Origin of the sequence: Streptomyces bohaiensis (assembly GCF_012033785.1) — a bacterium.
GTDB classification, from domain to species: domain Bacteria; phylum Actinomycetota; class Actinomycetes; order Streptomycetales; family Streptomycetaceae; genus Streptomyces; species Streptomyces bohaiensis.
In genome coordinates, this window is record NZ_JAAVJC010000291.1 from 1 (window position 1) to 5,792 (window position 5,792).

General features: G+C 76.5%; 6 protein-coding genes. 3 read left to right on the plus strand and 3 right to left on the minus strand.

The features are described from left to right. Both HCN52_RS21105 and HCN52_RS21110 read left to right on the plus strand, forming a co-directional pair. On the plus strand, positions 1-506 hold a 506-nt coding region (locus HCN52_RS21105), incomplete at its 5' end, for a glycosyltransferase family 2 protein (RefSeq protein ID WP_168090035.1). A 458-nt stretch (positions 507-964) separates the two neighbouring features. Continuing rightward, positions 965-1,741, plus strand: a complete 777-nt coding sequence (locus HCN52_RS21110) for a SigB/SigF/SigG family RNA polymerase sigma factor (RefSeq protein WP_168090036.1) — start codon at positions 965-967, stop codon at positions 1,739-1,741. A gap of 392 nt (positions 1,742-2,133) precedes the next feature. Here HCN52_RS21110 and HCN52_RS21115 read toward each other — a convergent pair whose 3' ends face one another. The 3 genes from HCN52_RS21115 to HCN52_RS21125 all read right to left on the minus strand — a co-directional run bounded on the left by HCN52_RS21115 (position 2,134) and on the right by HCN52_RS21125 (position 4,518). Beyond that, positions 2,134-2,391 (minus strand): ANTAR domain-containing protein, encoded by a 258-nt coding sequence (locus HCN52_RS21115; RefSeq protein ID WP_168090039.1) that lies wholly within the window; start codon positions 2,389-2,391, stop codon positions 2,134-2,136. A gap of 440 nt (positions 2,392-2,831) precedes the next feature. Further along, positions 2,832-3,401, minus strand: a complete 570-nt coding sequence (locus tag HCN52_RS21120) for a hemerythrin domain-containing protein (RefSeq protein WP_168090037.1) — start codon at positions 3,399-3,401, stop codon at positions 2,832-2,834. Between the two features lie 262 nt (positions 3,402-3,663). Then, positions 3,664-4,518, minus strand: a complete 855-nt coding sequence (locus HCN52_RS21125) for a VOC family protein (protein ID WP_168090038.1) — start codon at positions 4,516-4,518, stop codon at positions 3,664-3,666. Positions 4,519-4,828: 310 nt separating this feature from the next. Between HCN52_RS21125 and HCN52_RS21130 the strand changes: the two genes are divergently transcribed. After that, positions 4,829-5,792 (plus strand): SDR family oxidoreductase (locus HCN52_RS21130; RefSeq protein ID WP_312876816.1); only part of this gene is annotated, 964 nt, incomplete at its 3' end.

Below are 5,792 nucleotides of genomic sequence, written 5' to 3' on the forward strand. Positions count from 1 at the left end.
GCCCCGGGGCGGCGCGCGCCGCGGGCGTCCGGGCCGCGCTACGGCACTGCGGCGTCCGGCCCGACCGGCTGCGGGTCCTGACGACCGACGCCGACAGCACCGTGCCGCGCGCGTGGATCGCCCACCACCTCGCCCACGCACGCCAGGGGTGGGACGCGGTGGTCGGCACCGTCGCGCTCCCCGCCGACTCCCCCCTCGCCGCGCCGCACCGCGCCCACTACGAGGCGCAGCGGCCCGCCGGACGCGGGGTGTGGCACCACCCGCACGTCCACGGCGCCAACCTCGGCTTCGGAGCGGCCGCCTACCTGGCGGCCGGGGGCTTCCCGCCGGTCCGCTGCGGCGAGGACCGGGCGCTGGTCGCCGCGCTGGTGCGCGACGGCCGCCGCGTCCTGCGCACCGACGGCTGCCCGGTGCTGACCTCGCCACGGCTCCGCCCCCGCGCGACCGGCGGCTTCGGGGACTTCCTGGCAGCGCTGCCCGAGGCCGGTGTGCCCGCGCGTTCCTGAACCCGCGTGGGGCACCGCGCCGCCGGGCGCGGCAGTCGCTGCTGTGCGCCGCAGGGGTGGGGGCGCGGGCCGCGGTCGGATGCGACGTGTGAACCGCACTCGGCGGGGAACTCGACGGGCCGCCCCCGCCGGGGCGGCGTCCGGAAGCCGCCGTCGTCCCGCGCGCGCCGCTGCCTGGACGGTCCGGGGACCCGCGCCGCGGGCACCGCAGTTCGTCGTGACGGGCGCCGTCGCGACGGCGGGTGCCCGCTCCCGGTGTCCACCTCCGTGCGGGTGACAGCCCCGGTATCCCGTTTCGCGGGGTGCCACCGGTGGCATGCCGGGACCCGTGCTTCGGAGGTGAGGCGCGCCCCGGCGACGGGTGTCGTCCGGGCGCGGCCGCCGATGCCCCGCCTCGTGCCGCGCCCCGGCGCCCGTCCCGGTCGAGTCCGGCGATCGGTGAGGAGTGACGCTCGCACATGGCAGTGCACCATCGGCACCGGGACGCCCCCGACACGGTGGCGGACTTCCGCCATCTCGCGGAACTGCCCGAAGGACCGGCCCGCGACCGGCTGCGCGAGGGGCTGATCCGCGCCTGGCTCCCCATGGCCCACCGGCTGGCGCACCGCTACCGCAACCGAGGGGAGACCCTGGAGGACCTGCGGCAGGTGGCCGCCGTCGGGCTGATCGCCGCCGTCGACCGGTGCGACCCCTCGGTCGGCAAGGCCTTCGAGTCCTTCGCCGTCCCGACGATCACCGGCGAGATCAAGCGGCACTTCCGGGACCGCATGTGGTCCGTGCACGTCCCGCGCCGGGTGCAGAACCTGCGCAACGTGGTCCGTGCTGCCTGTGCCGAGATGGCGTCCGAGGGCCCGCTGCCGTCGCCCGCGCGCATCGCGGCGCACACCGGACTCACCGAGGACGAGGTGCGGCAGGGCAGCGAGGCCCTGTTCGGCTTCACTCCGCTCTCGCTCGACGCCGCCGTGGCGGTCGGGCGGCACCAGGTGCTGCTGCGGGACGTCCTCGGCACGGTGGACGACGCCTACGAGCGGGTGGTGGACCGCGAGGCCGCGCGGTACGGGATCCGACGGCTCCCGGAACGGGAGAGACGCGTGCTCTACCTGCGCTTCTTCGCCGGCATGACGCAGAGCGCCATCGCTGCGGAGCTGGGCGTCTCGCAGATGCACGTCTCACGGATCCTGAGCGACTCCTGCCGCCGGATCAACGCCGCCGCGACCCGGGAGGGCGGGAGCTGAGCGGGACGCCCCCGCCGGCCGCGATGTCGGGCACCGGCTGCGGGGCCGGAAGGGGACAGCCGCCGGGTCTGCTCCCGGGGGCGACCCTGCCCGCAGGCGACCGGCATCCCCGCCCCCGGCGGTCGAGCCGCTTCCACGACAGCGCCTCTTCTGCCGGCACCGCGGGCCACCGCGGGACGCCGGCCGGCGCGGAGAGCGCCGCACCGCCCCGACCGGGGCGTCTGCCGACGCGCGGCGCGAGGACGACAAGTGGTGCCGGGCGGGGGCCGGCAGGCCGAGTCGGCGCAGCAGCCCGTCCGGCCGTGACGCGAGGGTGTCCAGCCGCGGGAGGTCCGTCCGTCCGGGTCGGCCCGGGGCGGCGGGCCGCCGGGGTTCAGGCGGCGGGCTCCCGCTCACGGGCGCGGGCACAGCCGCTTCGGCGCGGGGGTGCCGGGGAGTCGGCCGACCAGGTGGGCGCAGAGGTCGCGCAGTTTGACGTTGCGGTGCTGCGAGAGCGTCCGCAGCCACCGCATCGCTTGGTCGGAGGAGCAGTTGCGGCTGCTCATCACCATGCCGACGGCCTGGTCGATGACGGTGCGCGACTGCATGGCCGCCTGGAGGTCACGGGCGAGCAGCTGGGCGTCGAACAGTCGCTGCGCCAGGGCAACCATGTCGGGCACTCGCTCCGCGAGGCGGAGGGCGCCCTCCCGGTCGGCGGAGTCGAGCGGCCGCTGCGGAGACGGGGTCAGTGTCAGCCGTCCGCGGGGTGGCGCCGCCGACGAACGGCGCGGTCAGGACCGGTCCGGGCGCCGGCCGGCGCGGGGCACCGATCGCGTCGGAGTCCTGTGCCCGGTTCGCGACAGCCGAGACGGGCGGGCGGCCCGGGCGCTCCACGACCAGGGCGGCCCGGTCGGCGGAGGGCGCGAGGACCAGGGCGGCGCCGGCCAGCGACCGCCGGTAGTCCTGCAGATCGTCGGCTGCGAGGAGCAGTGCGAGGGGATCGGACGTGCGCGTGGCACCGGTGTCGGTCATGGCCCATTCCTGTCTGCGGCGGCGGGAATCGGAGCGCGCTGTCGCTGGTCGGGCGGCGGGGCGTGGGCGAGGCGGCCGGTCACCATCCGTGCCGGTGGGCGCGGGGACCGGTGCGGCCCGAGAACACCAGGTGGGCGCGGTCGACGAGGCTGACCGCGGTGTCGATCGGCGGAGTCGGCGGCGGGGAGAGGTCCGCGGCCCTCGGAGCCCGCGCCCCGTCCTCACGGACACGTCCACCCAGTCGCCGCAGCTGCCCGCCGGCCAGCGACGCCCTGACGCGGGGGAACAGCTCCTCCTCCTGGCCGTGGACGTGCTCGGTCACACCGCGGCGGAGCCCGGCCAGCAGGGTGCGGAAGCCGGTGCCCTCCACGGGCTCCCTCTCCAGCCCCTCCAGCACGGCCTCCATCTCCGTCCGCGCTCGCTCCTCGCGCTCCGCCAGGGCGTCCCCGTGCGGAACGTACAGCCGGACCGCGGGGAAGAGGTGCTGCTCCTCCGCCAGCGCGTGACGCACCACGGCGACGGTGAGCTCGTCCGCCAGCCGGCGCCGCTCGCGCCGCCCGACGGCGGCGTGCAGCCGCACCAGCAGATCCTCCAGGGCGCGGTGGTCGGCCGTGAGCTCCGCTGTCAGGTCGCGGCCTCGGTCCGTCATCTCTCTCCTCCAGCTGTGCCCGGTGCTGACCCGCTCCCGGCGCCCGCGGTGTCCGCCGCGCCGTCGGCGTCCCAGGTCTTCGTTCCGTGGCCTGCCGGGGTCGTCCCCGATCACCGCTGCGGCACCCTCGTCCCGGCGGCCCCCGCTCCGCGGCCACGCCAGGTGCACCGCCCGGCGAGGGCGCGGACGACAGAACGAACGGCGCTCCGGAGCCGCGGCGACAGGCGAACGGCGGGCGGCCGACCGGCCGCGCCAGGACGGGTCAGTCGTCGCGATCGGTGACCAGCCGCACCACGCCCCCCGCGGCGTGCGAGACGACGGCGCTGATCCCGTGCGGGCCGGACCGGGGCGCGGCGAGCACCTGCCCGCCCGCGGCCTGCGCGTCCGCCACGGCCCGGGGGCAGTCGTCCACCCGCATGTGCGGTGTCCACCCCGCTTCCGGGACGCCGAGCATCCGCCAGGGCAGGGCGTCGCCGAGTTCCAGGACGGCCTGTCCCGAGACCCGGACCACGACCCGGTCCTCGTCGTAGGAGACGGAGAACGGGGTGGCGTGGGGGGCGTCCCAGCCGAAGACGTGGCCGTAGAACAGGGCGGCGGCGAACGGGTCCTCGGTGTGCAGCTCCATCCGCTGCGGGGCGCCGGCGGCGCCGTCGGTGCGCCAGGACGAGAGCGGGGCCTCCCACGCGCCGAACTGCACACCGGCGGTGTCGCACGCCCAGGCGGCGCGACCGCCCTCGAAGGTCAGCGGCCCGACGGCGACGGTGCCGCCCACGGAGCGGATGTCGTCCACGGCACGGTCCAACCGGTGGGTGGCGAAGTAGACCGTCCACGCCGGGGTCGCCGAGGGCAGCACCGGCTCGGTGAGGCCCGCGACCGGGACACCGCGGTGGAGCGCCGTCAGCCCGCGGCCCGGGTGCCCGCGAGCGACACGGCTGGTCCAGCCGAGCACCCGGGAGTAGAACGCCATCGCCGCCTCGGGGTCGGGGGTCATCAGTCCGGCCCAGCACGGGGCGCCGGTCGTCACGCCCTCGTCGGGACCGGTCGGCGCGGCGTCTCCCGTGGCGGTGCCGCCGAGGGTCGGGGCGGGTCCCGGAGGGTCCGGGGGGCGCGTGTGCATCGTGACGTCCTTTCCCGTCGCCCGGTGGGCGAGCGGACGGGCCCGCTACGCGGGCCGGTGCGGAGGGCTGCCCACGCGACCGAGTACCCGGGGACGACCCGGGACAAACCGCCTGTTTCGTTCTGCGTCCCGGCGCTCCCCCATCTGCCGCCGTGTCGTCACACGGCCACGTTTGGCGACCGCTCCCGGTGGCAACCCGAGCGTTCACCATCGCGGGACGCACGCCCCGCTCCGGGCCGTCGGCCCGACCGCCGCCCGCCGCACGACGGGGCGGTCGCCGCCGGCCCCCGCAGCGACCGAGGAGACCTCCGTGACCGGACCGACCGGAAGCCCCGACCAGCCCATCGACCCGACGGCGGCCGGCCCGGTGCCGCCCTACCCGCAGCAGTCGGACGAGCCGCCCGGCAGCACCGCGCGCATGGAGCCCCGACCGGACCACGGCGAGGACAGCTACCGCGGATCCGGGCTGTTCGAGGGCCGGAGCCTGTTGCTCACCGGGGGTGACTCCGGAATCGGCCGGGCGGTCGCACTGGCGTTCGCCCGCGAGGGGGCCGACGTCGCGTTCACCCACCTCCCCGAGGAACGGGACGATGCCCGCGAGACCGTCGCCCTGGTGGAGGACGCCGGTCGCCGTGCCCTCGCCCAGGAGTGCGACATCCGGGAGGAGGCCGCATGCCGCGAGCTGGTGCGGCGCACCGTCGACGAGTTCGGCCGGATCGACGTGCTGATCAACAACGCGGCCTACCAGATGGCTGTGCCCGAGGGGATCGAGGCGATCCCGACCGCCCAGTTCGACCGGGTCGTCAAGACCAACCTCTACGCCATGTTCTGGCTCTGCCAGGCGGCGCTGCCCCACATGCCCGCCGGCGGCTCCATCATCAACAGCGCCTCGGTGCAGGGGTACCAGCCCAGCCCGCCGCTGCTGGACTACGCCATGACCAAGGGCGCGATCGTCACCTTCACCCAGGGGCTGGCGCAGCAGCTCGCCGAACGCGGCATCCGGGTCAACGCGGTGGCGCCCGGCCCCGTCTGGACCCCGCTGATCCCCTCCACGCTGCCGGACACCGAGAAGTTCGGGGAGCAGAGCCCGCTCGGCCGCGCCGCGCAGCCCGCCGAGATGGCCCCCGCCTACGTCTTCCTCGCCTCCGACAGCGCGAGCTTCATCACCGGGGAGATCCTGAACGCCACCGGGAGCGGTCGCCAAACGTGGCCGTGTGACGACACGGCGGCAGATGGGGGAGCGCCGGGACGCAGAACGAAACAGGCGGTTTGTC

Coding starts and splice junctions, on each gene's coding strand:
- HCN52_RS21115 (WP_168090039.1), bottom strand. CDS start 2,391: ATGGTTGCCCTGGCGCAGCGACTGTTCGACGCCCAGCTGCTCGCCCGT.
- HCN52_RS21125 (WP_168090038.1), bottom strand. CDS start 4,518: ATGCACACGCGCCCCCCGGACCCTCCGGGACCCGCCCCGACCCTCGGC.
- HCN52_RS21120 (WP_168090037.1), bottom strand. CDS start 3,401: ATGACGGACCGAGGCCGCGACCTGACAGCGGAGCTCACGGCCGACCAC.
- HCN52_RS21110 (WP_168090036.1), top strand. CDS start 965: ATGGCAGTGCACCATCGGCACCGGGACGCCCCCGACACGGTGGCGGAC.